Source organism: Streptomyces aurantiacus, assembly GCF_001418335.1.
GTDB lineage: Bacteria > Actinomycetota > Actinomycetes > Streptomycetales > Streptomycetaceae > Streptomyces > Streptomyces aurantiacus.
The window spans coordinates 16,777-43,286 of sequence record NZ_LIPP01000339.1; the positions used below are offsets into that span (position 1 = coordinate 16,777).

The following is a 26,510-nucleotide window of genomic DNA, read 5'->3' on the forward strand; positions in this document are numbered from 1 at the left end:
GGGCCGTTGAGACCCGGGCGCTGTCACACGTCGAGGGGTGTACCCAGGTACCGGGTACACCCCTCGCGGCGATCCGCGGGACAGTCGGAATCAGGACAGTCGGAAGCCGTCAGCCCGTCGCCAGGCAGGCCGGGCCCAGCAGCACTTTCAGGTCACCGAAGAGCGCGGGGTCGGGCTTCACCCGGTGCCGGTCGAGCCGCAGCACGGTGGTCTTGCTCGGGCCCTGGAGCCTGATGCGCACCTCGCTCTCGCCCCGGTGATGGCTGAGGATCTCGCCGAGCCTGCTGACCATCGGCGGGGTGATCTTCAGGGCCGGGATGGTGAGGATCACGGGCGCGTTGGTGCCCGCGTTCGACACGTCCGGGACCTGCAGCTCCATCGCGACCAGGCGGGGGATGTCCTCGCGCTTGTCGAGGCGGCCCTTGACGAACACCACGGTGTCCTCGACGAGTTGCGTCGACACCAGCTGGTAGGTCGCGGGGAAGAACATGCACTCGATGGAGCCGGCGAGGTCCTCGACGGTGGCGATGGCCCAGGCGTTGCCCTGTTTGGTCATCTTGCGCTGGAGGCCGGAGATGATGCCGCCGATGGTGACGATCGCACCGTCCCCGTGCTCACCGCCGGTGAGTTGGGCGATGCCCGCGTCGGCCTTGTCGGACAGCACGTGCTCCAGGCCGAAGAGCGGGTGGTCGGAGACGTACAGGCCGAGCATCTCCCGTTCCTGGGCGAGCAGGTAGGCCTTGTCCCACTCGTCGTCGGTGAACTCCACGTCCAGGCCGAAGCCGGGCTCGGTGTTGTCCTCCTCGCCCATGCCGCCGAAGAGGTCGAACTGGCCCTCGGCCTCTTTGCGCTTGACCGCGACCACGTTGTCGATCATCGGCTCGAAGTGCGCGGTGAGGCCCTTGCGGGTGTGCCCCATCGTGTCGAAGGCGCCGGCCTTGATGAGTGATTCCGTGGTGCGCTTGTTGCAGGCGACCGCCTCGACCTTGTCGAGGTAGTCGGGGAACGAGCCGTACTTCCCCTTGGCCTTGCGGCTGCGGATGATCGACTCGACGACGTTCGTCCCGACGTTGCGGACGGCCGAGAGGCCGAAGAGGATCACGTCGTCGCCCTGCGCGGCGAAGTTCTGCTCGGACTCGTTGACGTTCGGCGGCAGGACCTTGATCTTCATACGCCGGCACTCGTTGAGGTAGACCGCCGACTTGTCCTTGTCGTCCTTGACCGAGGTGAGCAGCGCGGCCATGTACTCGGCCGGGTAGTTCGCCTTCAGATAGCCGGTCCAGTACGACACCAGTCCGTACGCGGCGGAGTGGGCCTTGTTGAACGCGTATCCGGCGAACGGGACCAGCACGTCCCACAGGGCCTGGATCGCCTCGTCGCTGTAGCCGTTCTTCCGGGCGCCCGCCTGGTAGAGGACGAAGTTCTTCGCCAGTTCCTCGGGCTTCTTCTTGCCCATCACGCGACGGAGGATGTCGGCCTCGCCGAGCGAGTAGCCGGCGATGATCTGGGCGGCCTTCTGGACCTGCTCCTGGTAGACGATCAGGCCGTAGGTGACCGCCAGGACCTCTTCGAGCGGCTCCTCCAGCTCCTTGTGGATCGGGGTGATCTCCTGGCGCTTGTTCTTGCGCTCCGCGTAGTTGATGTGCGAGTTCATGCCCATCGGGCCCGGCCGGTAGAGGGCCGAGACGGCGGAGATGTCCTCGAAGTTGTCGGGCTGCATCTGGCGGAGCAGGGAGCGCATCGGGCCGCCGTCGAACTGGAAGACGCCGAGGGTGTCACCGCGGCAGAGCAGTTCGAAGGTCTTGGGGTCGTCCAGCGGGAGGGCGAGCATCTCCAGGTCGATGCCCTTGTTGGCCTTCACCATCTTGATGGCGTCGTCCATGATCGTGAGGTTGCGCAGGCCCAGGAAGTCCATCTTGAGCAGGCCGAGCGACTCGCACTGCGGGTAGTCCCACTGGGTGATCGTGACGCCGTCGGTGTGGCGCGTCCAGAGCGGGGCGTGGTCGACGATGGGCTCGCTGGACATGATCACGCCGGCCGCGTGCACACCCATCTGCCGGACCAGGCCCTCGACGCCCTTGGCGGTGTCGATGACCTTCTTGACGTCCGGCTCGTTCTCGTACATCCCGCGGATCTCGCCGGCCTCGCCGTAGCGCGGGTGCTTGGGGTCGGTGATGCCGTTCAGGTCGATGCCCTTGCCGAGGACGTCGGCGGGCATGGCCTTGGTGAGCCGGTCGCCCATCGCGTACGGGTAGCCCAGCACGCGCGCGGAGTCCTTGATGGCGTTCTTCGCCTTGATCTTGCCGTAGGTGCCGATCATGGCGACCTTGTCGGCGCCGTACTTCTCCGTCACGTACCTGATCACCTCGACGCGCCTGCGCTCGTCGAAGTCGATGTCGACGTCGGGCATGGAGACACGCTCGGGGTTCAGGAACCGCTCGAAGATCAGACCGTGCGGGATCGGGTCGAGGTCGGTGATGCCCATGGCGTACGACACGATCGAACCGGCCGCGGAGCCACGGCCCGGACCGACCGCGATGCCCTGCTTCTTGGCCCACATGATGAAGTCGGCGACGACGAGGAAGTACCCCGGGAACCCCATCTGGATGATGACGTCCATCTCGTACTCGGCCTGCTTCTGGCGGTCGTCGGGGATGCCGCCGGGGAAGCGGCGCTCCATGCCGCGGCGCACCTCCTCCTGGAACCAGGTGACCTCGGTGAAGCCGTCCGGGATGTCGAACTTCGGCATGAGGTTCCTCGCCTCGAACATGCCGGAGGTGTCGATCTGTTCGGCCACCAGGAGGGTGTTCGCGCATCCCTCCTGCCAGGCGTCCGAGGAGTCGACGGCGTACATCTCGTCCGTCGACTTCAGGTAGTACCCGGTGCCGTCGAAGCGGAAGCGGTCCGGGTCGGAGAGGTTCTTGCCGGTCTGGATGCACAGCAGCGCGTCGTGGGCGGTCGCCTCGTGCGCGTACGTGTAGTGCGAGTCGTTCGTCACCAGCGGCGGGATGCCCAGCTTCTTGCCGACCCGCAGCAGGTCCTCGCGGACCCGGCTCTCGATCTCGATGCCGTGGTCCATCAGCTCCAGGAAGTACCGGTCCTTGCCGAAGATGTCCTGGTACTCCGAGGCCGCCTTCACCGCCTCGTCGAACTGGCCCAGGCGCAACCGGGTCTGCAGCTCACCGGAGGGGCACCCGGTGGAGGCGATCAGACCCTCGGACCACTGGGAGATGGTCTCCTTGTCCATGCGGGGCCACTTCTGCAGCCAGCCCTCGGCGTACGCGTCCGAGGAGAGCTTGAAGAGGTTGTGCAGCCCCGTGCTGTTCGCCGCCCAGATCGTTTTGTGCGTGTAACCACCCGAACCGGACACGTCGTCGCGCTTCTGGTGCGGCTGGCCCCACTTGATCTTGCGCTTGTTGCGCCGCGACTCGGGGGCGACGTACGCCTCGATGCCGATGATCGGCGTGACGCCCGCCTTCTTGGCCGAATGAAAGAAGTCGTACGCCCCGTGGAGGTTGCCGTGGTCGGACATCGCGATGTGGGACATGCCCATCTCGTTGCACGCGTCGAACATGTCCTTCAGCCGCGCGGCACCGTCCAGCAGCGAGTACTGGGTGTGGACGTGCAGGTGCGTGAACGGCGGCTTTGTCACGGCTTCGGCCTCCAAGAAGAACTGGCGTCGACAGAGTCCCTACGGGCTGCGGACAGTCTGGGGGACAGCGACGAAGTCTATGCCTGAGCACTGACACCCGGAGCGTCCTCCCCCGTACCTTCGTGGGTAGCTGCGCCCGTACCTTCGTCCGGGGGAAGCGGGCACTCCCGCGTTCCTTCGTCCGTTGGGTGATGACGGAGACATCCGTTCCGGCGGGCGGCACGTTCCGTCCCATTCGTCCTGCACCACCTGTACCAGGAGGCACCAAGCGATGTCGGTTCCGCAGCTCAGCGCCGAGCAGCGCGGCGAACAGATCCTCGCCGTCTTCCAGTCCGCCTTCGGCGACCTGCTGGCCGCCGATCCGGCCGCGTTCCGCGTGAAGTTCCGGAAGATGGCCGCCTCGGCGTTCGCGTTCTACCGCGGGACGGCAGGCCTCTTCTACCACGACCTGGAGCAGGAGAGCACCGGGGACGGCGGGCGGATACTGAGCGGACCGTACCTGGACGAGCGCACCTCACGGGTGTGGATCCACGGCGACCTCCACGCGGAGAACTTCGGCACGTACATGGACGCCCAGGGCCGTCTGATCTTCAACGTGAACGACTTCGACGAGGCGTACGTCGGCCCGTTCACCTGGGACCTCAAGCGTCTCGCGGCCTCCGTGGCGCTGATCGGCTACGCGAAGGCTCTGAGCGACGAGCAGATCACCGCCCTGGTCCGGACGTACGCGGCCGCCTACCGCGAGCGCATCCACGCCCTCGCGACGGGCGCCAAGAGCGACGAGGTGCCGCCGTTCACGCTGGACACCGCGCAGGGCCCGCTCATGGACGCCCTGCGTGACGCGCGCTCGCTGACCCGTTTCGGGCTGCTCGACTCGATGACCGAGATCCGTGACTTCGAGCGCCGCTTCGCGCCGGGCGGCGGCTCCATCGAGCTGGACGCGGCCACCCGCTACAAGGTGCTCGCCGCCTTCGACGGCTATCTGGAGACGCTGCCGGAGTCGTCCCTGGACCGCCCGGACTCGTACCGGGTGAAGGACGTCGTGGGCCGCCGCGGCATCGGTATCGGCTCGGCAGGCCTGCCCTCGTACAACATCCTCCTTGAGGGCGCCACCGACGCCCTGGAGAACGATGTGGTGATCTACATCAAGCAGGCCCAGACCCCGGCCGTCTCCCGGCACGTCACCGACTCCTCGATCCGCGACTACTTCCAGCACGAGGGCCACCGCACGGTGATCTCCCAGCGCGCCCTCCAGGCACACGCCGACCCGTGGCTGGGCTGGACCGAGCTGGACGGCGCGGGCCAGCTGGTCGCCGAGGTCTCGCCGTACGCGGTGGACCTGGACTGGGGCGACATCGACGACCCGGAGGAGATCGCGGCGGTCGTCGCGGACCTCGGCCGGGCCACCGCCACCATGCACGCCGCCGCGGACGACGAGAGCGGCCACTCGGAGCTGGTGCCGTTCTCCACGGAGCGGGCCATCGACGCGGCGATCGCGGGCGACGAGGACAGCTTCGGCGACCTCCTGGTGGACTTCGCGCACGAGTACGGCGCACGCGCGCGTGCCGACCACCAGATCTTCGTGGACCTGTTCCGCAACGGACGCATTCCCGGCCTGTAGCCACCCGCCCACCCACAGGAACCCTTTAGGGGTCCCCTACAGGAGTACGTGACAGACTCGTCAGCGCTATGGACATATCCGGGACCCAGCTCAGAGCCGTACGCGCGGCGCTGTTCACGGCACTGGTCGTGACGCTCAGCACCGCGTCGCACGTCCTGCTGTCCCGGGTCCCCCTGCCGCTGACCACGGTCGCCGCGCTCGCCGGTGCCGTCTTCGTCGTCGCGTACGCGCTGGCGGGCCGGGAGCGCGGTTTCGGGCGGATCGCCGCCCTGCTGATCCCGCTGGAGCTGGCCGCCGACACGCTGTTCACCGCGGGCCAGCACGCCTGTTACGGCAAGGCGGGCGGCCCGATCACCGGCCCGCTGCGCTCGGTCGGTTTCGACGTGCTCTGCGGTGGCGGCGAGGTCGGCACTCCGCTGGCCCGGGTGACGGGCGGCGAGACCCCGCCCGCCGCGGCTCTCCTCGCGCACGCCGACCCGGGCGCCGCCTGGCTGCTGCTCGGCGCGCACGTCGGCGTCGGTCTCCTCGCGGCCGCCTGGCTGCGCCGCGGCGAGCGGGCCCTGGCCCAGTTCCTGGACGCGGTGGCCGCCACCACCTTCCGTCCGCTGCTGGTCGCGGTCACCGCGGTGACCGTACCTCCCGCTCCGGTGCGCCGGCTGCCGCGGCCCACGCGCCGGGTCGCCGCCACGCGGACGCGGCTCTTCGTGCACTCCCTGGGACGGCGTGGACCGCCGTGCTCGGCCGTCTTCGCCTGAGCACACCAGTCCCCGTACACCTGCCATCCCACGGAGAATCAACCATGAGCAAGCGGAACAGCCAGGCCTCGAAGTCGGCGGCCCGTGAGCGGCTGCGCGTCGAGCGCGAGCGCCAGGCCAAGCGCGACAAGGTCAGGCGACAGCTCGTCGTCGTCGGTTCGATCGTCGCGGTCCTCGCGATAGCCGGCGGCATCGGCTACGCCGTCGTACAGAACAACGAGCCGTCGAAGTGGGACGACGCCGCCGACGCCAAGGTCGTCGCCCCCGCCAACACCACCGGCAAGAACGGCCTGACGGTCGTCGTCGGCGACTCCAAGACCGACAACACGGTCCACCTCTACGAGGACCCGCGCTGCCCGGCCTGCGCCTCCTTCGAGCAGACCGTCGGCGAGACCGTCAACAAGGGCATGGAGGACGGCGACTACAAGCTCTCCTTCACCCTCGGCACGTTCCTCGACGGCAACCTCGGCGGCGAGGGCTCGAAGAACGGGGTGAGCGCGCTCGGCGCCGCGCTGAACGTCAGCACCGACGCGTTCCTGCAGTTCAAGACCGCGCTGTACTCGACGAAGTACCACCCGGAGGAAACCACCGACGACCTCGCCAAGGACAGCTACCTGATCAAGGTGGCGAACACGGTGGACGCGCTGAAGGACAACAAGAAGTTCCAGAACGCCGTCAACAAGGGCACGTACGACGCCTGGGCGATGAAGATGAGCAAGTCGTTCGACGACTCCAAGGGTGTCGACTCGACGCCGACCATCAAGATCAACGACAAGGTGATCACGAACCCGAGCACGGTCGCCGACTGGCAGAAGGCCCTCAAGGACGCGGGCGTCACCAAGTAACGCCTTCCGCAAGGCCATCGGCCGGCTGCTGAGCGCCGGCTGCTAGAGGGTTTCGAGGAAGCCGAGTGCCACCCGCCAGGTGGCCTCGGCGGCCTCCTCGTCGTAGTCCGGCAGACCGGGATCGGTGTAGAGGTGCCCGGCGCCCGCGTACCGGTAGATCTCCACGTCGGCCCCCGCCTTGCCCATCTGCAGATACCAGGCGGTCAGCCAGTCGTCGGGCTCGAAGGCGTCCGGCTCGGCGACATGCAGCTGGACCGGCAGTTCGTCCACCGAGGCGGTCTCCGCGATGTCGGACGTGCCGTGCAGGAGCAGCAGCCCGCGGGCCTTTTCGTCGCCGAGCGCCAGGGTCTGCGCGGTCGCCGCGCCCAGTGAGAACCCCGCGTACACCAGCCCCCGGTCCGAGTACGGTGCCGCGGCCAGCACCGCGCGCTTGAGCAGCTCGACCTTGCCCAGCTCGTCCTTGTAGACCATGCCCTCCTCCACGGTCTCGAAGGTGCGCCCCTCGAAGAGGTCGGGCGTCCACACCTCGTGTCCCGCCGCACGCAGCCGGTCCGCCGCGTCCCGCACCGCGGGCCGCAGACCGTAGGTCGAATGGAAGAGCATGATGTTCATGAGGCCATGGTGCCAGCCACGACTGACAACGCCGGTGCGAGGGCACATGTTCACGACCGCACCCGGCCGGTTACGGTCGAGGGCATGGAGAACGTGCTTCGCCCGCTGATCGTGATCGGCGGCTCGCTCGTACTGACGCTGCTGGTCGTCTGGACGGCCGACCTGCTGCTGCGGCGTGCCGACCAACGCCACCAGGGGGTCCCGCTGTGGAACCTGCTGCGCCGCTGCCGTCTTCCCCTGCAGTTCGCGATGTGCGCGGCGCTGCTGAGAGCGTCGTACGACCAGGCCGATCTCACCGACGACCACTCGGCGGGTGCCGGCCAGATCCTGACGCTGGTCCTCATCGGTTCCACGGCCTGGCTCATGGTGCGTATCGCGGCGGCGGTCGTCGAGTCCTCGTACTCCCGCTACGCCAACGCCCACCACGACGCGGCCAGGGTCCGCCGGGTCCGTACGCAGGTGACGCTGATCCAGCGGGTGGTCTCCGCGATCGTCGGTGTGGTGGCGGTCGCGGCGATGCTGCTGACCTTCCCGGCGATGCAGGCGGCCGGCGCCTCGTTGCTCGCCTCGGCCGGCATCCTCGGCATCGTCGCCGGTGTCGCCGCGCAGTCGACGCTCAGCAACATGTTCGCCGGGCTGCAGATCGCCTTCGGCGACATGGTGCGGCTCGGTGACACGGTGGTGGTGAACGGCGAGTGGGGCACGGTCGACGAGATCACGCTCACCTTCCTGACGGTGCGCACCTGGGACGAGCGCCGGATAACCATGCCGGTCTCGTACTTCACGTCGCAGCCGTTCGAGAACTGGTCCCGCGGCGGCGTGCAGATGACCGGCACGGTCTTCTTCCAGCTGGACCACAGCGCTCCCGTCGAGGAGATGCGCGACAAGCTCCGTGACATCCTCCGCGAGTGCCCCGCCTGGGACGGGCGCGACTACGGCCTCGCCGTCACCGACTCCACCGCCAGCACGATGGAGGTGCGCGCGCTGGTCACCGCGAAGGACGCGGACGACGTGTGGACGGTGCGCGTCAGCGTCCGCGAGCAGATGCTCCGCTGGCTGACCAGCCACCACCCGTACGCCCTGCCCCGCGTCAACACGGCCGACGCGGTCCTGCCGCCGAGCGCCGCCCACCCGAACGGCAACGGCAACGAGGCACACCGCCCGCGCACGACACCACGCGGCCGCATGGTGGAACCCCCACGCACAGGCCGAGGCTGACCCAGCCCCGACGGCGCCCGCCCCTGAGGGGCGCGGGGAACTGCGCGCCAAGCCCCCACCGACCGGCACCCGGCACCCAACGAGAGCGGCAACTCACCTCAAACTACGCACATCCAGATGCCGCAGCACCCGGTCCACGACCTCGGGGTCCGCCCCCGCCTCACTCCGCGCCGCGAGCACCTCGTGCCGGGCCGCGGACAGCATCTCCCCCTGGATCCGCCGCACCCGTTTGATCCGCCGGGCCCGCTGCTCATGGGCCTCCCGCCGCTCGTCCTCGCCCATGTCGGGACTGATGCGGTACCCGATGTCGAACGCCCGTCGCAGCAACTGCTCGGTGAGTTCGTCGGACAGCTCCTCCTTCTCGCCGATCTCCCTCAGCCGCTGCTTCGCGGCCTTGGCCGCCCGCACGGCGAGTGTCTTCTCGAACTCCTTCTCCTGGTCGGTGTCGGCCCGCACCCCCAGCCTCCGGACCAGCCACGGCAGAGTCAGCCCCTGCACCAGGAGCGTCGCCATGATCACGCCGAACGCGATGAAGACCATCTCGTCCCGGTTGGGGAACGGCGCCCCGTTCTCCGTCTCCAGCGGAATGGCCAACGCCAGCGCGACGGACGCCACTCCGCGCATCCCGGACCACCACATGACGACGGTCTCCCGCAGGCTCGTCGGGATGTCCTCGTCGAGGTCCCGCTTCGCGTGCAACCGCTTGGTCAGCCAGGTCGCGGGCAGCAACCACGCCAGCCGTACGAACACGACGACCCCCACGACGGCGGCGGCCCAGCCGAGCAGCTCACCCCACCGCCCCGACGCCGTCCTGATCGCGTTGTGCAGCTCCAGCCCGATGAGCCCGAACGCCACCCCGGTGACCAGCGTGTCGGTGATGTCCCAGAACGTGTGCCCGGCAAGCCTCGTCAGGACGTCGTCGGCGTCATTCGCGTACTCGGCCAGGAACAGCGCCGCGGTGAGCACCGCCAGCACCCCGGACCCGTGCAGTTCCTCGGCCAGTACGTACGCGGCGTACGGCACGAGGAGGGTCAGCCCGATCTGCAGCGTCGGGTCCCCGAGGTAGTCCATCAGCCGGTTCGCGCCCCACCCGAGCCCGAGCCCCATGGCGACCGCGACGACGGCGGACAGCAGGAAGTCCAGAGCGGCGCCCGGCAGCGAGAAGGAGCCGCTGACGGCGGCGGCGATGGCCACGTGGTAGAGCACGATGGCCGTCACGTCGTTGAACAGCCCCTCGCCCTCCAGGATCGACACCAGGCGGCGCGGCAGCCCCAGTTGCCCCGCGACGGCGGTCGCCGCGACCGGATCGGGCGGCGCCACCAGCGCGCCGAGCGCCACGGCGGCGGCGATCGGCAGCCCGGGCACGATCGAGTGGGCGACCACGGCGACCACGGCCGTGGTGACGAACACCAGGGCCACCGCGAGCAGGAAGATCGGCCGCTTGTTGGCGGCGAACTGCCGCCAGGAGGTGCGCCGTACGGCGGCGTAGAGCAGTGGTGGCAGCAGCGCGGGCAAGATCAGTTCGGGCGGGATGTCCACGTTCGGTACGAAGTCGAGGACGGCCAGGACGATCCCGAACAGGGTCATCAGTACCGGCGCCGGCAGCCTGAAGCGGTCCCCCAGCGGGACACTCACGACAGCCCCGAGCAACAGCACGAACAACAGGGCCAGCTGGTCCACGGTCAGCGCTCCGAGGTGGTCTGGAGATCAAACGGTCGAACCACCAGCGTGCCACCCGGGACCGCTCGGGCGAGTGACCGCCTCCGACCGGTACCGGTCCTCTCGACGAACCGGCCGCCCCCAGATGCCGGTCGATCTAGAGAGAGCGCCGCATCGCCCGATGCGGAATCCCGGCGTCGGGAAACTCCGGCCCGTACGCCACGTACCCCAGCCGCTCGTAGAACCCCAGCGCATGCGTCTGCGCGTGCAGATCGACCGCTGTCAGCCCACGCGCGCGTGCCGCGTCCTCGATGCCCCGCACGAGCGCAACCCCGACACCGTGTCCCCGCGCGGCCCGCGTGACGGCGAGCCGCCCCAGCGATCCGACGCCGGGCTCGCCGCCCGTACCGGCGGCCGACGCCTCGCCGTACAGCAGCCGTCCCGCGCCGAGCGGCACCCCGTCCTCGCGCACGGCGAGCACATGGACGACATCGGCGTCGTAGGCGTCGTACATGTCGTACTCAAGGTCCTCGGGGACCTGCTGTTCGACGACGAAGACCTCCTTGCGCACCGCGAAGCAGGCCTCACGGTCGGCGAGGTCCGCGGCGACCCGCACCACGTAGGGCGGCGATGACGGCCGCGACGGCGATGGCGAACTCACGCGTTGCTGTCCTCCCGCACGCGGTCCAGCGCCGCCTGCAGATCCTCGGGGTAGTCGCTCGCGAACTCGACCCACTGGCCGTCCCCGGGGTGCTCGAAGCCGAGCCGCACCGCCTGCAGCCACTGCCGGGTCAGCCCGAGGCGCTTGGAGAGCGTCGGGTCGGCGCCGTACGTCAGGTCGCCGACACAGGGGTGCCGGTGGGCCGACATGTGGACGCGGATCTGGTGCGTGCGCCCGGTCTCCAGCTTGATGTCGAGCAGCGAGGCCGAGCGGAACGCCTCGATCAGGTCGTAGTGCGTCACGGAGGGCTTGCCCTCGGCGGTGACGGCCCACTTGTAGTCGTGGTTCGGGTGCCGGCCGATGGGCGCGTCGATGGTGCCGCTGGTGGGATCGGGGTGGCCCTGGACGAGCGCGTGGTAGCGCTTGTCGACCGTGCGCTCCTTGAACTGGCGCTTCAGCGACGTGTACGCGTACTCCGACTTGGCCACCACCATCAGGCCCGACGTGCCCACGTCGAGGCGGTGCACGATGCCCTGGCGCTCGGCGGCGCCCGAGGTCGAGATGCGGTATCCGGCGGCGGCGAGGCCACCGATCACGGTCGGCCCCGACCAGCCGGGGCTGGGATGCGCGGCGACACCGACCGGCTTGACGATCACGACCACGTCGTCGTCGTCGTGCACGATCTCCATGCCCTCGACGGGCTCGGCGACGATCTGCACGGGCGCGGGCGCCTGCGGCATCTCCACTTCCAGCCAGGCGCCGCCGTGCACCCGCTCGGACTTCCCGACCACCGAGCCGTCGACCGTGACCTTCCCCGCCGCGGCGAGCTCGGCGGCCTTCGTACGGGAGAAGCCGAACATGCGGGAGATGGCGGCGTCGACGCGCTCGCCCTCCAGGCCGTCGGGAACGGGCAGGTTGCGGATATCGGGAACGGTGCTCACTCGTCGAGTATGCCGGACGGGTCGGACACGGCCGTACCGCAGCCCGCGCGCCCAGGCCTTGCCCGGTCCTTGCTCAGCCCTTCCTCAGTCCTTGTGGACACTGCCGTCCGGGTCCAGGCCCCGGAAGGACAGCAGCACGATCAGGATTCCGCCGCAGACGATCGCGGAGTCGGCGAGGTTGAAGACCGCGAAGTGCTTGGGTGCGATGAAGTCGACGACCGCGCCTTCGAGGATGCCCGGCGAACGGAAGATCCGGTCGGTGAGGTTGCCGAGCGCGCCGCCGAGCAGCAGGCCCAGCGCGATCGCCCAGGGCAGGCTGTAGAGCTTGCGGGCGAGCCGGGCGATCACCACGATCACGGCCGCGGCGATCACGGTGAAAATGATCGTGAACGCCTCGCCGAAGCCGAAGGCCGCGCCCGCGTTGCGGATCGCCTCGAACCGCAGCCAGTCCCCGATGATCTCGACCGGCTCGTGGTGCTCCAGCTTCGCGACCACGATCAGCTTGCTGATCAGATCCAGCGCGTACGCCAGCACGGCGACCGTGAAGAGCACGGCCACCCGGCGCTTGCCCCTGGGCACCCCGGCCTCACCCGAAGCACCCTCGGCACCGGACTCGCCCGAGGCCTTTCCGGGTCCGGACTCGGAACCGGAAGCGAGGCCGGAGCCCGGTTCGGAGCCGGGTGCGGAGCCTGGGCCGGGGTCGGAACCGGAGTCGTCCGAGCGCTCGCCCGACGCCACGTTCCTGTCGGGCTGCTCCGGCCCGGCCCCCGCCGCGCCCGGAGTATCCGGCGTACCGATGATGCGCTCCGCCTCTGCCACGTGAGTCCCTCAACCTAGGTGCCTGACTGAGCATGAGGGTACGGCACGGTCCACCGCGGCCACGTGCCCAGGAGGCTCCCCCGGCGGGTCAGTAGCGGCGCTCCTGCTTCTGCTTGCACTCGACGCACAGGGTGGCCCGCGGGAAGGCCTGCATACGGGCCTTGCCGATGGGGTTGCCGCAGCTCTCGCAGAGCCCGTACGTGCCCGCGTCCAAGCGCTGCAGGGCGCGTTCGGTCTGCTCCGCCATCTCCCGGGCGTTGGCCGCGAGCGCCATCTCGCTCTCGCGCGTGATGTTCTTGGTGCCGGTGTCGGCCTGGTCGTCGCCCGCGCCGTCCCCGGAGTCGCGCATCAGCCCCACCAGGGACTGCTCGGACTGGGTGATCTCGGTCCTCAGCCGCAGCGCCTCGGAGAGCAGCACCGAGCGGGCCTCCGCGACCTCCTCCGGCGTCCACGGGTCCTCGCCTGGGCGTACCGCGAGTTCGCCGGGGTCCACCTCGGCCACCCTTGCCTTGGGAACCGCGGTGGGCTTGTCCGCCGCGGCGGCCGTGCCAGGAGTCTTCTTCGCAACCACCGTCGTGGCTCCCGTCGTCTCGGCGGCCTGTGCCGCTCCCTCGGCCGCGGCAGCGACCGCCTTCTTGGCCGTGCGTGTGCCCTTCCCGCCCGCCTTCCCGGCAGGCACCGTGGCGGAGCCTTCGGTCCCCTCTACGGCCCCCTCTGCGGCGCTCTTCTCGGCGGCCGTCTTCCGTGGCGCCCGTTTCACCGGCGCGGCGGTCTTCTTCGCAGAGGCGGAAGCCGCCCTCGTAGCGGCCGTTCTCGCGGAAGCCTCCTTGGCAGCAGCCTTTTTGGCAGGAGCCTTCTTGGCAGGGGCCCTCTTCGCAGAGCTCGTCCCGGCGGCCGTCTTCCTCCCGCCGGCCGTCCTGCCGGCCGCCGCGCTCTTCTTGCCACTGACGTCCTTGGCCGCCGTCCCGGAGTCACCGGCCGCCCCTGTGGATCTGCCGGACGTCGACTGCTGTACGGCGGTCTTCTTCGCCACCATGGCCGCGGCCCCTTCACATATTGTGACCTTGCACGCGAATCGTGCTGGGACGATAAATCGACTTGCGTCCTGCGGCAACGGGGCACGCCGTCCGGTTCGCCCGCCCCGCCCGTACCGCACCGCGAGTCTGCAAGCGTTGTGCCCAGCTCCCCGCCCGGTAATCCGCCGAGTCCGCGGTCCCAGGATGTGAACACCGGCGCCGCGGCATTCGGGTCAGTGCACGCCGCCCGCCCGCGCCGCCGCCCCGCTCTCCGGGGCCCCGTAAAACCGGTCTGCCGCTGTCGGTCCGGCGCCGTACACTGGGCGCAGCGAGAAGCGTGGATGGGGACGAGTAGCGGCGTACGCGGCCAAGAGCGACCCGGGGACGGTGTGAGCCCGGGGGCGAGCGCGACGTGAAGATCACCCCGGAGCCGCCGGAAGAAAGCCGCAGCGAGGCAGCAGCGGCCGGTAGACCCGGTATCGCTACCCCAATGAGGGGGCTCACCGGCGTGCGGAAAGCGGCGGCGGGCCAAGGAGGGTGGTACCGCGGGAGCGCGCCGCACACGGCGTAGGTGACAACACAGCTCTCGTCCCTCCGGACGGAAGGCAGAAGTCCGCCGGAGGAAGTTCGTTGGATACGCAGCCGAGTACACAGCCGCAGTACCGCCAGGTGCCGGCCCAGATCGACCTGCCCGCCCTTGAGCACGCCGTGCTCGACTTCTGGAGCGAGCAGAAGATCTTCGCCAAGACCCTGGAGCAGTCCGAGGGCCGCCCGGAGTGGGTGTTCTACGAAGGCCCGCCCACGGCCAACGGCATGCCGGGCGCCCACCACATCGAGGCGCGTGTCTTCAAGGACGTCTTCCCGCGCTTTCGCACCATGCGCGGCTACCACGTGGGCCGCAAGGCCGGCTGGGACTGCCACGGCCTCCCGGTGGAGCTGGCGGTCGAGAAGGAGCTCGGCTTCACGGGCAAGAAGGACATCGAGGCGTACGGCATCGCCGAGTTCAACGCCAGGTGCCGGGAGTCCGTGACCCGCCACACCGACGCCTTCGAGGAGCTCACGACCCGCATGGGTTACTGGGCCGACCTCAAGGACCCGTACCGGACCATGGACCCGGAGTACATCGACTCCGTCTGGTGGTCGCTCAAGGAGATCTTCGACAAGGGTCTGCTGGTCCAGGACCACCGCGTCGCCCCCTGGTGCCCGCGCTGCGGCACGGGCCTGTCCGACCACGAGCTGGCACAGGGCTACGAGACGGTCGTCGACCCCTCGGTGTTCGTCCGTTTCCCGCTCACCTCGGGGCCGCTCGCGGGCGAGGCCGCGCTCCTGGTGTGGACGACGACCCCGTGGACCCTGGTGTCCAACACGGCGGTCGCCGCGCACCCCGACGTGACGTACGTGGTGGCGACGGACGGTGCGGAGAAGCTGGTCGTCGCCGAGCCGCTCCTCGCGAAGGCTCTCGGCGAGGGCTGGGAGACGACGGGCCAGTCCTTCACGGGCACCGAGATGGAGCGCTGGACGTACCGACGCCCGTTCGAGCTGGTCGAGTTCCCGAAGGGCGAACCGGCCCACTACGTGGTGAACGCGCAGTACGTGACCACCGAGGACGGCACGGGTCTCGTCCACCAGTCCCCCGCCTTCGGTGAGGAGGACCTCAAGGTCTGCCGGGAGTACGGACTGCCGGTCGTCAATCCGGTGCGTCCGGACGGCACCTTCGAGGAGAACGTCCCCCTCGTGGGCGGTGTCTTCTTCAAGAAGGCCGACGAACAGCTCACGGAAGACCTCCAGAACCGCGGCCTGCTCTTCCGGCACGTCCCGTACGAGCACAGCTACCCGCACTGCTGGCGCTGCCACACCGCGCTCCTGTACTACGCGCAGCCGTCCTGGTACATCCGCACCACGGCCGTCAAGGACCGCCTGCTCCAGGAGAACGAGAAGACCAACTGGTTCCCGGACTCGGTCAAGAACGGCCGCTACGGCGACTGGCTGAACAACAACATCGACTGGGCGCTGTCCCGCAACCGCTACTGGGGCACCCCGCTGCCGATCTGGCGCTGCGAGGACGACCACCTCACCGTCGTCGGCTCCCGCGCGGAGCTCACCTCGCTGACCGGCAGCGACCAGTCGGAGCTCGACCCGCACCGCCCGTTCATCGACGACGTCACGTTCGCCTGCCCGACGTGCGAGAAGACGGCCACGCGCGTGCCGGAGGTCATCGACGCCTGGTACGACTCGGGTTCGATGCCGTTCGCGCAGTGGGGCTACCCGTACAAGAACAAGGAACTCTTCGAGAACCGCTACCCGGCGCAGTTCATCTCGGAGGCCATCGACCAGACCCGCGGCTGGTTCTACACGCTGATGGCCATCGGCACGCTGGTCTTCGACAAGTCGTCGTACGAGAACGTGGTCTGCCTCGGCCACATCCTCGCCGAGGACGGCCGCAAGATGTCCAAGCACCTGGGCAACATCCTGCAGCCGATCCCGCTGATGGACCAGCACGGCGCCGACGCGGTCCGCTGGTTCATGGCGGCCGGCGGCTCCCCCTGGGCGGCCCGCCGCGTCGGCCACGGCACCATCCAGGAGGTCGTCCGCAAGACGCTCCTCACGTACTGGAACACGGTCGCCTTCCAGGCCCTGTACGCGCGCACGGCGGGCTGGGCGCCCAGCGAGGCCGATCCGGCCCCGGCGGACCGCCCGGTCCTCGACCGCTGGCTCCTGTCCGAACTGCACGCGCTCACCGACCAGGTGACGCAGGCTCTGGAGGCGTACGACACCCAGCGCGCGGGCAAGCTGCTCTCCGCGTTCGTCGACGACCTCTCCAACTGGTATGTACGCCGCTCCCGTCGCCGCTTCTGGCAGGGCCACAAGGCGGCGCTGCGCACCCTGCACGAGGTGGTCGAGACGGTGACGCGGCTGATGGCCCCGCTGACCCCGTTCATCACCGAGCGTGTCTGGCAGGACCTCGTGGTGCCGGTGTCCGCGGACGCCCCCGAGTCCGTACACCTGTCGTCCTGGCCGGAGGCGGACCTGTCCGTCATCGACCCGGAGCTGTCGCGGCAGATGGTGCTCGTACGCCGTCTCGTGGAGCTGGGCCGTGCCACGCGCGCGGAGTCCGGGGTGAAGACACGGCAGCCGCTGTCCCGCGCGCTGGTCGCCGCGACCGGATTCGGGTCCCTCGACCGTGAACTGCACGCGCAGATCACGGAGGAGCTGAATGTGAGCTCGCTCGCGTCCCTGTCCGATGTGGGCGGTTCGCTGGTGGACACGACGGCCAAGGCCAACTTCCGGGCGCTGGGCAAGCGGTTCGGCAAGGGCGTCCAGGCGGTGGCGAAGGCCGTCGCCGAGGCCGACGCGGCCGCGCTGTCCCTGGCCCTGCGTGAGGGCACGGCGTCGGTGGAGGTCGACGGCGAGACCGTCACGCTCGCCCCGGACGAGGTGATCATCACGGAGACCCCGCGCGAGGGCTGGTCCGTCGCGTCGGACTCCGGGGCGACGGTCGCCCTCGACCTGGAACTCACGGAGGAACTGCGCCAGGCCGGCCTGGCCCGTGACGCCATCCGTCTGATCCAGGAGGCCCGCAAGAACAGCGGCCTCGACGTGGTCGACCGGATCGCCCTGCGCTGGACGTCCACCGACCCGAAGGTCATCGCGGCGCTCACCGAGCACTCCGCCCTGATCTCCGACGAGGTGCTCGCCACGGCCTTCTCCCAGGGCGAGGCGGACGACACCTACGGCGCCACGTTCACGGACGAGCCCCTGTCGCTGACGTTCCGCCTGCGCAAGGCGTAGCGCCCCTAGCTGCGGGCATGCGTGCCGCCAGGGGCGATGGGGGTCCCCCCGGTCGAGCGAAGCCGAGACTGGGGGAGGGTGGGCGCAGCGGCACCCTGCAAGCGCAGGTCGCGACGACTCCGTGACCTGCGCACCGAAAAGGCCCCGGTCCACCAGAAACCTTGGTGGACCGGGGCCTTCGTCGTCACACACCGCGGACGCAGCTGCCGAGAACGGCGGCACAAAAGGGCGGAGCCCCCGGATATCCGGGGGCTCCGCCCTGAACGCTGCCGACGCCTACGGCGTGCGGGAGGCCGTCAGTTGTCGTCCTCGTCGATCAGGAAGCCACGCATCGGCGAGGGCGCCTGCTGCATCGGCGAGGGGGCCTGCGGCCGGACCGGCGCCATCGGCTGGGTCATGGCCGGCGACATCTGCTGCTGGCCGCCGTAGGACGGAGCCCCGGGACCGGGGCCGCCCATCTGCTGACCACCGTAGGACGGCGCGCTCGCCCCGGCCGGAGCCATGGACGGGCTCGGCGACGACGGAAGCGAAGCGGTCGCGGGCGCCCTCGGCGGCGCCAGCGAGTCGTCGGCCTGCGTCTCCAGCTGCCGCAGCTGCGACTCCAGGTAGGACTTCAGGCGCGTGCGGTACTCGCGCTCGAAGCCTCGCAGGTCCTCGACTTTGCGCTCCAGCGTGGCGCGGGCAGACTCCAGGGAGCCCATCGCGACGCGGTGCTTCTCCTGCGCGTCCCGCTCCAGGGCGTCGGCCTTGGCACGGGCGTCGCGCTCCAGACCCTCGGCGCGGCTACGGGCCTCGCCGACGATCTTGTTGGCCTCGGAACGGGCCTCGGCGATCGCCTGGTCGGCGGTCTGCTGGGCCAGCGAGAGCACGCGGGCGGCGCTGTCGCCACCGGGACCCTGACCGGGCTGTCCCATCTGCGGGCCGTGCCCGCCCATCGGACCACCCATGGGACCGCCCATCGGGCCGCCCATCTGCTGGGGCATCTGCTGTTGCTGCATCTGACCCTGCATGGGGCCGGGACCCTGGCCCATGGGGCCCTGGCCCATCGGACCCTGACCCATCGGGCCTTGGCCCATGGGTCCCTGGCCCTGACCCATCGGGCCCTGGCCCATCGGACCCTGACCCATGGGGCCCTGGCCCTGCTGGCCACCCTGCTGGGCACTGGGGCCCGCGGGCAGCTGAGGAGCACCGCTCGGCAGCTGGGGCGGCCCACCCATGGGGCCACCCATCTGCTGCTGCGGCGGGCCCGATATGCCGGCGGGTACGGGACCGTTGGGACCGCGCATGCCCTGCGGCGGACCCTGCTGTTGCTGCTGTTGGTCCTGCTGTTCGGGCGGCTTGCGCATGCCCTGTTGCTGGTTCTGCGCGGCGGCGCGTGTGGCTGCTGCCAGCTTGGCGCGCAGGTCCTCGTTCTCGCGGAGCAGGCGGGTCAGTTCGGCTTCGACCTCATCGAGGAAGGCATCGACCTCGTCCTCGTCATAGCCTTCTCGGAGGCGGACGGTCGTGAACTGCTTGTTCCGCACGTCCTCGGGGGTCAACGGCATCTCTTCACCTCAACGTAGTCGTCGGCATCGTCGGCGTTCGGCAAGACCGTATCGTTCACAGCCGGCTCACGACGGAGATCAGGATGTAGACGATGATCATCAGTACGAAGAAGGACAGGTCGAGCGCCACGCCCCCGAGACGTAGCGGCGGAATGAACCGCCGCAGAAGCTTGAGCGGTGGATCAGTGACAGTGTAGGTGGCCTCAAGAACGACCACCATCGCCTTGCCGGGTTGCCATGAGCGGGCGAACTGGAAGACGTAGTCCATGACGAGCCGGAAGATCAGCACGATGAGGAAACACATCAGCGCGACGTAGAGAACCTGCACAACCACGCTCATGATCCGCGCTTCCCTCTCCCCTGTTTCCCTGCTTGTCCCGGTCCTGCGTCTCAGCTCTGGTTGAAGAACCCGCCCTCTGCGATGCGAGCCTTGTCCTCCGCCGTGACATCGACGTTAGCAGGCGACAACAGGAACACCTTCTGCGTCACCCGCTCGATGCTCCCGTGGAGACCGAACACCAAACCGGCCGCGAAGTCGACAAGTCGCTTCGCATCCGTGTCGTCCATCTCGGTCAGATTCATGATCACCGGGGTGCCCTCACGGAAGTGTTCCCCGATGGTACGGGCCTCGTTGTAGGTCCGGGGGTGCAGTGTGGTGATCCTGTACGGCTCTCGTTCCGACACGACCTTGGGCATGATCACCGGTGCGTTCTTCTCCAGGCTCTGACGTTCTTGTGTGATGGACGCCACGGGCGCGATTCGGGCCGGACGCCCAGATTCCGCGCCGAGCGAAGCGGAATGGGACACGGGGTCGCGCTGTACCGACGGCTGCACCACTCGTACCGATTCGTCCCGTTGGGACTGATGTGGCTGGTGCGACTGATGCGACGGCTCATGCCGCCGGCGGTCCCGCTCGGGCTCCGGATCCAGTTCGGGCTCGAAGTCGTCGTCGGGGTCGAAGCCCCTGCCGTCGTACCCATCGTCCTCCACGAGGCCGAGGTAGACCGCCATCTTGCGCATCGCGCCGGCCATTGCTCTGAGTCCTCCGCTCTGTGGTGGATCGGCTGACTGTTGCCAAGTGCCCGCGATCCACGAGGTCGAAATGCCCGCCAATGGCGGTAATGACCATATTTTCTGCTGTGGTCCGACTTCTTGGCGACGTTACCCGAGCCTGGGGCGGACGCCGAGTACCGCAGTGCCGACGCGTACATGTGTCGCTCCGGCCGCCACTGCTTGTTCGAGGTCTGCGCTCATGCCTGCCGAGACCATGTTCGCAGCCGGATGGGCGCGGCGCAGGTCAGTCGACAAATCCATCAGCCGCTCGAACGCCGCTTGTTCACGCCCCGCGTACGGTCCGGTGAGCGGAGCGACGGTCATCAGTCCGTCGAGCCTCAGCCCCGGAGCCTCCGCGACGAGTGCGCCCAGTTCCTCGACGCCCTCGACCCCTACACCACCACGCGCTCCCAGTCCAGCCTTTCCGGCCGCGGACTGCTCCGCGTCGAGCGCAACCTGGATGAGACATCCCACCTCGCGCCCGGTCCGTACCGCCTCCTTCGACAGGGCGGTGACGAGCCGCGCCCGGTCGACGGACTGCACGACATCCGCGTAACCGACCACGGAACGCACTTTGTTGGTCTGCAACTGGCCGACGAAATGCCAAGAAAGGGGCAGATCGGAACAGGCGGCGGCCTTGGGCGCCGCGTCCTGGTCACGGTTCTCGGCGACGTGCCGCACACCGAGTTCCGACAGGATCCGCACATCCTCGGCGGGGTAGGTCTTGGTGACCACGATCAGGGTCAGATCCTCGCGCTTGCGTCCGGCCGCCACGCACGCGGCGACGATGCGCTCTTCCACTGTCGCCAGATTCGCGGCGAGTTCGGTCCTGCGGTCCGTCATGCCGATCAGTCCAGCCACACATAGCCCGCGAGCCGGCCGGTGAGGCCCTCGCGGCGGTACGAGAAATGGTCGTCCGACTCGATCGTGCAGACCGGCGACTGCTCCCGGTCGCGCACTCCGAGCCTCTCCAGCTGCGCGTGCACCCCCGCGGTCACATCGACCGCCGGCGTACCCCAACTGGTCTCGGCGTACGCCCCCGGCTCGACGGCCGCGACCTCGGCCCGCATCGCGTCCGGCACTTCGTAGCACCGGCCGCAGACGGCGGGGCCGGTGCGGGCGACGATCCGGGCCGGTTCGGCGCCGAGCCCCACCATCGCCTCGACGGCGGCGGGTACGACCCCGGCGACCATGCCGGGCCGTCCCGCGTGGGCGGCGGCCACGACACCGGCGACCGGGTCCGCGAGCAGGACAGGGGTGCAGTCCGCGGTGAGCACGGCGAGGGCGAGGCCCCGGCGGGTGGTGACGACCGCGTCGGCCTCCGGCACCGGGCGCTCTCCCCAGGGCTCGTCGACCACGACCACGTCGGGTCCGTGGACCTGCTTCATCCAGACGACCCGCGCCGGGTCGAGACCCAGCGACGTGGCCGCCAGTTCGCGATTGGTCCGCACCGACCCGGGGTCGTCGCCGACCGCTCCGCCGAGATTGAGCTCCTCGTACGGAACGGCGCTCACCCCGCCCCACCGGTCGGTGAAGGCGAAGTGCGCGCCGCTCACAGTGCTCCTTGCCGAGCGCCGTCCTATCACTTGAGGAAGTCCGGCACGTCCAACTCCTCCGCAGCGCTGTCGGAGTAGGACCGCGACGGCGGGACCGGCGGGGAGACCGGCGGCAGTTCGTTGCCGGCGGGCTCCGGGGCGGACTCCTGCGACTCCTTCGGCGTGACGCTGCCGAGAGAGCCGAAGGACGGGCGGCTGTCGCCCGACCGCGCCGGTGTGGGCTCGTCGCGCTTGGCGGAGGACGAGCCGAGCACGGTGTCCCGCTTGGACGGGGGCTGCCCGCCGTCGAAGCCGGCCGCGATGACGGTGACCCGTACCTCGTCGCCGAGCGCGTCGTCGATGACCGCGCCGAAGATGATGTTGGCCTCGGGGTGCGCGGCCTCGCTCACCAGCTGGGCGGCTTCGTTGATCTCGAACAGGCCGAGGTCCGAACCGCCGGAGATCGAGAGCAGGACGCCCCGGGCACCGTCGATGGAGGCTTCCAGGAGCGGCGAGGAGATCGCCATCTCGGCAGCCGCCACCGCGCGGTCGTCGCCGCGGGCCGAGCCGATCCCCATGAGGGCCGAACCCGCCTCGGACATCACGGACTTGACGTCGGCGAAGTCGAGGTTGATCAGACCGGGTGTGGTGATGAGGTCGGTGATGCCCTGAACACCCGACAGTAGGACCTGGTCCGCCGACTTGAACGCGTCGAGGACGGAGACCTGGCGGTCCGAGATGGACAGCAGCCGGTCGTTCGGGATGACGATGAGGGTGTCGACCTCTTCGCGGAGTTCCGCGATGCCGTCCTCGGCCTGGTTGGCGCGGCGCCGGCCCTCGAAGGTGAACGGGCGGGTGACCACGCCGATGGTGAGTGCGCCGAGCGAGCGGGCGATGTTGGCCACCACCGGCGCGCCGCCGGTGCCGGTGCCGCCGCCCTCGCCGGCTGTCACGAAGACCATGTCGGCCCCCTTGAGGACCTCCTCGATCTCCTCGCGGTGGTCCTCCGCGGCCTTGCGGCCGACGGCCGGGTTGGCTCCGGCGCCGAGTCCGCGGGTGAGTTCGCGGCCGACGTCGAGCTTGACGTCGGCGTCGCTCATCAACAGCGCCTGGGCGTCCGTGTTGATGGCGATGAACTCGACACCCTTGAGACCGACCTCGATCATCCGGTTGATGGCATTGACACCACCGCCGCCGACACCGATGACTTTGATGACTGCGAGGTAGTTCTGCGGTGCTGCCACGTCGAAGGCCTCTCGCCTCGAGTTACGTGTCGTCGCCTCGCACGGTCGCGATCCGACGACTGATGCCGAATGGGACGGTCCGAACGCCGACCCGAACCCTAACGCTGAAGTTTAGGGTTACCAGTGTGTCTGTTCCTTGGACTCTTCCGAACAGGACACTAAGTCGACAAGTGGCGCACGTTCAACGAACACGCCGAACCTCCCGTTTTTCTTTTCACCCTATGTGATCAGCCATAGCGCTGCCCAACCAGGGTGCTGGCCTGCGCGGATGTGCGTCAACTCGTCGATGACGCGGGGGCGGTGGGGACACTGACGTCGAAGTGCCGTGCCTTCGGAGCGGCTTTCATGAGTGCAGTGAGCGTATGCGCCTTGGCGCGGCCGCTCTCACCACTTCCCCAGTCGACGGTGCGCCCACCGCTCAGCTCAAGGGTGACGGAGTCGTAGGAACGGACCTCGACGACCCGGGTGGCGCGCGCGACCGCGGCCGGCAGGGAACGGGCCACGAGCACCGCCTCGCGCACCAGTCGGGCGGTGCCGAAACGGCGCAGACCCGCCGATCCCGCGGACCCCCCGGGCTGGGAGACCGTCAATTCCAGTACGGGCACGCCCTGCGGGGCGCGGGAGACCGTGGCATATCGCACACCTTTGGCGTCCACTTCGACATACTTGCCCCCCTTGCCAGGTTTTTCGTCGATGAGGACCGGTGTGCGCTCGGTGACTTTCAGCCCGATCGCGTGGGGCCAGGAACGGGTGACGTCGACCGAGTCGATGCGCGGCAGTTTGCGGCGCAGCCTCTCCTCGACGGCGTCGGTGTCGACGGAGACCAACGGCGAGCCGACCCGGACACCGGCCGCCTCGACGACCTGTTCGGCCGTCAGGACCCGCGTGCCCGAGGCCGATACACGCTCCACGCGCGTCCACTGCGAGCCGTAGAGGACCCAGACGCCGCCCGCGGCGAGCAGGACCAGACAGACCGCCGCGGCGATGAGCGCCCGGGGCCCCGGCAGCCTCTTGAGCAGGGGCGACCGGAGCGGGCCGGAGGCCGATTCCCGCCGGCCTTGTCCGTCTTGCCGTTCGCCGCGTTCGCCGCGTTCGGCGGTGGTCGGTCCGGCCACGCTCTCCTGCCTTCTGCCACGCGCTAGCGGCGTGACGCGATCGCCTCGTACACCATCCCGACGAGCAGGTCGTCGGCGTCCCGGCGGCCGAACTCGGAGGCGGCACGGGACATCTCGAACAGCCGGTGCGGATCGGCGAGCACGGGCAGGACGTTGCCCTGGATCCACTGCGGCGTCAGTTCCGCGTCGTCGACCAGCAGTCCGCCGCCCGCCTTGACCACCGGCTGGGCGTTCAGCCGCTGTTCGCCGTTGCCGATGGGCAGCGGGACGTAGACGGCGGGGAGCCCGACGGCGGAGAGTTCGGCGACGGTCATCGCGCCCGCGCGGCAGAGCATCATGTCGGCCGCGGCGTACGCGAGGTCCATCCGGTCCACGTACGGTACCGGGATGTACGGGGGCATCCCCGGCATCTGGTGGACCTGCGGCAGTTCGTTCTTCGGGCCGACCGCGTGCAGGATCTGGATGCCGGCCTGCTGGAGGTACGGGGCGGTCTGCTGGATCACCTCGTTGAGGCGGCGGGCGCCCTGCGAGCCGCCGGAGACCAGCAGGGTCGGCAGGGAGGGGTCGAGCCCGAACGCGGCGCGGGCCTCGGGGCGGACGGCGGCCCGGTCGAGCGTGGCGATGGAGCGGCGCAGCGGGATGCCGATGTAGCGGGCGCCGCGGAGCTTGCTGTCCGGGGTGGAGACGGCCACCTGGGCCGCGTACCGCGAACCGATCTTGTTGGCCAGTCCCGGCCGGGCGTTGGCCTCGTGGACGATGATCGGGACGCCGCGCCGCTTGGCGGCGAGGTAGCCCGGCAGGGCGACGTAGCCGCCGAAGCCGACGACCGCGTCCGCCTTCGTGCGTTCCAGGATCTGCTCGGCCGCCTTGATCGTGCCGCGCAGCCGTCCGGGGACGGTGATCAGCTCCGGGGTGGGCTTGCGCGGCAGCGGTACCGCGGGGATCAGCCCCAGTTCGTAGCCACGTTCTGGTACGAGTCGGGTTTCGAGTCCGCGCTCCGTGCCCAGGGCCGTGATCCCCACAGTCGGGTCCTGCCTGCGCAGGGCGTCCGCGAGGGCGAGCGCGGGCTCGATGTGGCCGGCGGTCCCCCCACCGGCGAGTACGACATGCACCGAAATTCACCGCTCTCCGGACGAACGCGCCGAGGCACGCCGTCTCATCGTGTTCCACTTGCGAGGCCCCCGGACAGCGGAGCCTCTCACCGCAGCCCGCTTTCTGCCAAAGCGGGGTTGCCGCATCGCGAGCGCCGTCCGCGCAGCGGGGTCCTCACGCGCGAAGGCGATGAGGAGTCCGATGGCGAACATGGTCGGCAACAGGGCGGAACCCCCGTAGGAGAACAGCGGGAGCGGGACACCGGCGATCGGCAGCAGACCGAGCACCGCACCGATGTTGATCACGGCCTGAGCCGTGATCCAGGTGGTCACGCCACCCGCGGCGTACCTCACGAAGGGGTCCTCCGTGCGTCCGGCCACGCGGATACCCGCATAGCCTAGGGCCGCGAAGAGCGCGAGTACCGACAGAGTGCCCGCCAGGCCCAGTTCCTCACCTGTGATGGCGAAAATGAAGTCGGTGTGCGCCTCGGGCAGTTGGCCCCATTTCTCCATACTCGCGCCGAGGCCGGACCCGAAGAGGCCGCCGGAGGCGAGGGCGTAGATGCCGTGCACGGCCTGCCAGCAGGAGTCGTCGGGGCCCGGTTCGGTGGCGCCGAGGCAGGCGAGGCGGGCCATCCGGTTGGGGCTGGTCTTGATGAGGATCACGCCGAGGGTCACCGCTATGGCGAGCACCCCGCCGAAGAGCCGGGTCGGCGCCCCCGCGAGCCACAGGAGGCCGAACAGGATCGCGGTGAGGATGATCGCCGTGCCCATGTCGCCGCCGATCATGATCAGCCCGAGCAGCATGAACGCCACCGGCACGAGCGGCACCAGCATGTGCTTCCACTGGCCCAGCAGCCGCTTGTCCTGTTTGCGGGCGAGCAGGTCGGCTCCCCACAGCACGAGGGCGAGCTTGCCGAACTCGCTGGGCTGGAGCTGGAAGGGGCCGCCGACCGAGATCCAGTTCTGATTGCCGTTGACCGCGACTCCTATCCCCGGCACCTGGACGAGGATCATCAGGAAGACCGAGCCCAGGAGTATCGGGTAGGCCAGCGCCCGGTGCAGTTTGGACGGCATCCGTGAGGCGGCCAGCAGCAGCAGGCTGCCGAGCACGGCCGCGAGGAACTGCTTGCGGAAGAAGTAGGACCCGGGCAGCGACAGCTGGAGCGCGGTGATCTGCGACGCGGAGTACACCATCACCAGGCCGAGCGCGGTGATCAGCAGACTGCCGCCGAGGATCAGGTAGTACGCGGTCAGGGGCCGGTCCCAGGCACGGCGTGCGCGGGTGTAGAGGCGGCGTACGGGGTTGTCGCGCGGCAGGCGGGGCCCGGGGGGCCGCC

General features: G+C 69.5%; 21 protein-coding genes. 5 read left to right on the plus strand and 16 right to left on the minus strand.

Features of this window, described 5'->3' with window-relative positions:
* Positions 1 to 109: 109 nt before the first annotated feature.
* Positions 110 to 3,652 (minus strand): DNA polymerase III subunit alpha, encoded by a 3,543-nt coding sequence (gene dnaE, locus AOK01_RS34070; protein WP_055518577.1) that lies wholly within the window; start codon positions 3,650 to 3,652, stop codon positions 110 to 112.
* Positions 3,653 to 3,923: 271 nt separating this feature from the next.
* Here dnaE and AOK01_RS34075 point away from each other — a divergent pair, with 271 nt between their 5' ends.
* The 3 genes from AOK01_RS34075 to AOK01_RS34085 all read left to right on the plus strand — a co-directional run bounded on the left by AOK01_RS34075 (position 3,924) and on the right by AOK01_RS34085 (position 6,873).
* Positions 3,924 to 5,273: a DUF2252 domain-containing protein gene (locus AOK01_RS34075; protein WP_055518535.1), complete on the plus strand. Its 1,350-nt coding sequence runs from the start codon at positions 3,924 to 3,926 to the stop codon at positions 5,271 to 5,273.
* Positions 5,274 to 5,341: 68 nt separating this feature from the next.
* Complete coding sequence (locus tag AOK01_RS34080) at positions 5,342 to 6,028, plus strand: hypothetical protein (RefSeq protein ID WP_055518537.1); 687 nt, start codon at positions 5,342 to 5,344, stop codon at positions 6,026 to 6,028.
* A 44-nt stretch (positions 6,029 to 6,072) separates the two neighbouring features.
* The gene (locus AOK01_RS34085; RefSeq protein ID WP_055518540.1) at positions 6,073 to 6,873 is read left to right on the plus strand and encodes a DsbA family protein; all 801 of its coding nucleotides are present in this window, start codon (positions 6,073 to 6,075) and stop codon (positions 6,871 to 6,873) included.
* Positions 6,874 to 6,915: 42 nt separating this feature from the next.
* On the opposite strand, the gene AOK01_RS34090 is transcribed toward AOK01_RS34085, so the two are convergent.
* Complete coding sequence (locus AOK01_RS34090; RefSeq protein WP_055518542.1) at positions 6,916 to 7,485, minus strand: dienelactone hydrolase family protein; 570 nt, start codon at positions 7,483 to 7,485, stop codon at positions 6,916 to 6,918.
* Between the two features lie 84 nt (positions 7,486 to 7,569).
* Here AOK01_RS34090 and AOK01_RS34095 point away from each other — a divergent pair, with 84 nt between their 5' ends.
* Entirely contained in the window at positions 7,570 to 8,703 is a 1,134-nt protein-coding gene (locus tag AOK01_RS34095) for a mechanosensitive ion channel family protein (protein WP_055518544.1), read from the plus strand.
* A gap of 93 nt (positions 8,704 to 8,796) precedes the next feature.
* Here the strand turns inward: AOK01_RS34095 and AOK01_RS34100 are convergent, their stop codons facing one another.
* The 5 genes from AOK01_RS34100 to AOK01_RS34120 all read right to left on the minus strand — a co-directional run bounded on the left by AOK01_RS34100 (position 8,797) and on the right by AOK01_RS34120 (position 13,819).
* Positions 8,797 to 10,383 carry a Na+/H+ antiporter gene (locus tag AOK01_RS34100; protein WP_055518546.1) on the minus strand — a complete coding sequence of 529 codons (1,587 nt, stop codon included), beginning with the start codon at positions 10,381 to 10,383 and terminating at the stop codon, positions 8,797 to 8,799.
* 136 nt (positions 10,384 to 10,519) lie between these two features.
* Positions 10,520 to 11,023, minus strand: a complete 504-nt coding sequence (locus AOK01_RS34105; RefSeq protein ID WP_055518548.1) for a GNAT family N-acetyltransferase — start codon at positions 11,021 to 11,023, stop codon at positions 10,520 to 10,522.
* Positions 11,020 to 11,964: an RluA family pseudouridine synthase gene (locus AOK01_RS34110; protein WP_055518550.1), complete on the minus strand. Its 945-nt coding sequence runs from the start codon at positions 11,962 to 11,964 to the stop codon at positions 11,020 to 11,022. Before AOK01_RS34110 ends, AOK01_RS34105 begins: the two co-directional genes overlap by 4 nt.
* A gap of 84 nt (positions 11,965 to 12,048) precedes the next feature.
* Positions 12,049 to 12,783: a signal peptidase II gene (lspA, locus tag AOK01_RS34115; RefSeq protein ID WP_055518551.1), complete on the minus strand. Its 735-nt coding sequence runs from the start codon at positions 12,781 to 12,783 to the stop codon at positions 12,049 to 12,051.
* 88 nt (positions 12,784 to 12,871) lie between these two features.
* The gene (locus tag AOK01_RS34120; RefSeq protein WP_055518552.1) at positions 12,872 to 13,819 is read right to left on the minus strand and encodes a TraR/DksA family transcriptional regulator; all 948 of its coding nucleotides are present in this window, start codon (positions 13,817 to 13,819) and stop codon (positions 12,872 to 12,874) included.
* A 610-nt stretch (positions 13,820 to 14,429) separates the two neighbouring features.
* Here AOK01_RS34120 and ileS point away from each other — a divergent pair.
* A complete protein-coding gene (ileS, locus tag AOK01_RS34125) occupies positions 14,430 to 17,588 on the plus strand; it encodes an isoleucine--tRNA ligase (protein ID WP_107099991.1) in 3,159 nt (1,052 codons plus the stop codon).
* 296 nt (positions 17,589 to 17,884) lie between these two features.
* Here ileS and AOK01_RS42055 read toward each other — a convergent pair whose 3' ends face one another.
* From AOK01_RS42055 to ftsW, 9 genes are all read right to left on the minus strand, one after another.
* Positions 17,885 to 19,132, minus strand: a complete 1,248-nt coding sequence (locus AOK01_RS42055) for a DivIVA domain-containing protein (protein ID WP_079103989.1) — start codon at positions 19,130 to 19,132, stop codon at positions 17,885 to 17,887.
* Positions 19,133 to 19,187: 55 nt separating this feature from the next.
* Positions 19,188 to 19,472, minus strand: coding sequence for a YggT family protein (locus AOK01_RS34140; protein WP_055518553.1), 285 nt, complete (start codon positions 19,470 to 19,472; stop codon positions 19,188 to 19,190).
* Between the two features lie 50 nt (positions 19,473 to 19,522).
* Positions 19,523 to 20,164 carry a cell division protein SepF gene (locus AOK01_RS34145; RefSeq protein WP_055518555.1) on the minus strand — a complete coding sequence of 214 codons (642 nt, stop codon included), beginning with the start codon at positions 20,162 to 20,164 and terminating at the stop codon, positions 19,523 to 19,525.
* A gap of 129 nt (positions 20,165 to 20,293) precedes the next feature.
* Positions 20,294 to 21,028 carry a YggS family pyridoxal phosphate-dependent enzyme gene (locus AOK01_RS34150; RefSeq protein ID WP_055518557.1) on the minus strand — a complete coding sequence of 245 codons (735 nt, stop codon included), beginning with the start codon at positions 21,026 to 21,028 and terminating at the stop codon, positions 20,294 to 20,296.
* Between the two features lie 5 nt (positions 21,029 to 21,033).
* On the minus strand, positions 21,034 to 21,741 hold the full coding sequence (pgeF, locus tag AOK01_RS34155; protein ID WP_055518562.1) for a peptidoglycan editing factor PgeF: 708 nt from the start codon (positions 21,739 to 21,741) through the stop codon (positions 21,034 to 21,036).
* Positions 21,742 to 21,767: 26 nt separating this feature from the next.
* A complete protein-coding gene (gene ftsZ, locus AOK01_RS34160; protein WP_055518564.1) occupies positions 21,768 to 22,964 on the minus strand; it encodes a cell division protein FtsZ in 1,197 nt (398 codons plus the stop codon).
* Between the two features lie 275 nt (positions 22,965 to 23,239).
* On the minus strand, positions 23,240 to 24,079 hold the full coding sequence (locus AOK01_RS34165; protein ID WP_055518566.1) for a cell division protein FtsQ/DivIB: 840 nt from the start codon (positions 24,077 to 24,079) through the stop codon (positions 23,240 to 23,242).
* A 23-nt stretch (positions 24,080 to 24,102) separates the two neighbouring features.
* Positions 24,103 to 25,191, minus strand: a complete 1,089-nt coding sequence (gene murG, locus AOK01_RS34170; protein ID WP_055518568.1) for an undecaprenyldiphospho-muramoylpentapeptide beta-N-acetylglucosaminyltransferase — start codon at positions 25,189 to 25,191, stop codon at positions 24,103 to 24,105.
* Between the two features lie 6 nt (positions 25,192 to 25,197).
* Positions 25,198 to 26,490 (minus strand): putative lipid II flippase FtsW, encoded by a 1,293-nt coding sequence (ftsW, locus tag AOK01_RS34175; protein WP_063792911.1) that lies wholly within the window; start codon positions 26,488 to 26,490, stop codon positions 25,198 to 25,200.
* Positions 26,491 to 26,510 lie beyond the last annotated feature (20 nt).